This is a genomic window from Halomonas sp. (genome assembly GCF_031581305.1).
In the GTDB taxonomy this organism is placed as follows: Bacteria; Pseudomonadota; Gammaproteobacteria; order Pseudomonadales; family Halomonadaceae; genus Halomonas.
The window spans coordinates 1-1,864 of record NZ_JAVLBC010000321.1 but is presented as its reverse complement, the minus strand read 5'-3'; the positions used below and the strand labels follow the sequence as shown (position 1 = coordinate 1,864).

Here is a 1,864-nt window from a genome sequence, read left to right as displayed (position 1 = left end):
TGCGAAGCTCTGCGCCAATGGCCTGTGCTCGCTCACGCATGATGTCCAGGCCCAAGTGGCCATGCGCTACCCTCAGGGGGTCAAAGCCATGGCCATCATCGCTGATGCGCAGCCGGGCATATCCAGCCTCGCAATGCAGTTCGACCGTGGCCCTCGAGGCCCGGGCATGCTTGACGATGTTGTTCAGGGCCTCTTGGGCGATGCGGTAGAGGGCGATACTAGCTTCTACCGGCAGGGTGCAGTCGCCGGTCACCTCGGTGGTGATAGACATCCGGGTGCGGCCCGCCAAGGCCTGGGTCAACTGAGGCACCAAGACGTCCAGCTTTTGCTCCGTCAGGGCGGAAGGGCGCAACTCCAGCAATAGAGTGCGCATTTCGGCCAGCGCCCCCTGGGTCAACTGGCGGAGTTCCTCCAAACCGCGGCGTGCTTCCGCTTGATCGCGTTCCCAGATTGTGGGCAATGCCTCGGCGATGGCGGATACCGAGAAGAGGGATTGGGTCACGGCATCGTGCAAGTCTCGGGCCAGGCGTTCGCGCTCGGCGGCGGCGGCCGCTTTCTCGCGTTGCTCCTGGGCCCAGACGCGCTCGCTGACGTCGGTCAGAACCCCCCGCACCCCCGTCACCTGGTCGCCATCGAGGATCAACTGGCTGGAGAGGCTAACCCAGCGGAGCTCACCGGAAGCAGCAACCACCCTGTACTCAGTGGGCCCGCGCTGCCTGCCCGAAACCAGCTCATCGAAGTTGGCCGCGACTTGGTCCAAGTCCTCAGGCAGGACAAACTGGCCAAAGGGCTGGCCGATGATTTGCTCGGGGGGATAGCCCAGCAACCGTTCGATGGCCGGGCTGACGTAGGTAATCACGCCCTCCCGGTCGAGAGCATAGATGACGTCGCTGACCTTTTCCACAAGGTCCCGATACCGCTCTTCGGATTTGCGGAGTGCCTCTGTGGTCTGGACCCGGTCGGTGATGTCCTGAACACCGGCGAGGGAGCCGGCATAGTTACCATTCTCGTCGAAGATGGGCGAGGTCTCCAGAGAAGCAAAGAGCCGGCTTCCATCCTTGCGCAGAAACTCGAAATCGTGCTGTTCGCGAATGCCCTGCTGGCGTCGCTCGAGGTTGCGCTCTGCCAGCGCAATGCCTTGTTCACCCATGAAGGAAAAGAGGTGCTTGCCTACCATCTCTTCGACGGTGCAGCCCAGCATCTCTGCCATGCGGGGATTCGCAAACGTGGTACGGGCCTCGGCGTCGATCATCCAGATGCCCTCCTGCAGCGCTTCCAGCAGTTGCCGGTATTGCTTCTCGCTTGCCTGGAGGCGTGCTTCAGCTTGGATGCGGCTGGTGACGTCCTGGGTGGTGACGATGACGCCTTCAAAGGCTCCTGAGTGGTCGCGCAGCGGTGCGGCGCTGGAGGAGAGGTAGGCCCGCTGATGCCCAGGCAGGTCTATGGCATAGAGGATATCAGAGACCGGCTGATCGGTGGACAGTACCCGCGCAAAGGGCAGCCGGTCGTCGGGCATGGCGTCGCCGTGCTCGTCCAGGAGCCGCCAGGAGGGATCGTTGTAGGAGCTGCCCACGAGGTCGGAGATGCCCAGCAGCCCTGCGAGCTCCTGCACCCCGGGGTTGGCGAAGGTGATGCGTCCCTCCTGATCGAACACGAGGATCCCCACAGGGCTGGTGTCCATCATCCGGGCGACGAGGTCACGCTCGCGCTGGAGGGCATCCTCCGCCAGCCTGTGTCCGGTGAGGTCTCGGGAAGCAACCACGGCCCCAGTCACGGCCCGATCCTCGTCGAACAAGGGACTGTAGCTGACGTGCATGAACCTGGGCTCTTCCTGGGGAACATCGAACCAGGCCTCGTAACGAAC

1 protein-coding gene is annotated in these 1,864 nt (G+C 63.4%); it reads right to left on the bottom strand.

From position 1 onward, the window contains the following. Positions 1 to 1,816: PAS domain S-box protein (locus tag RI841_RS16280; RefSeq protein WP_310706675.1), on the bottom strand; the 1,816-nt coding region annotated here is incomplete at its 3' end. Positions 1,817 to 1,864 lie beyond the last annotated feature (48 nt).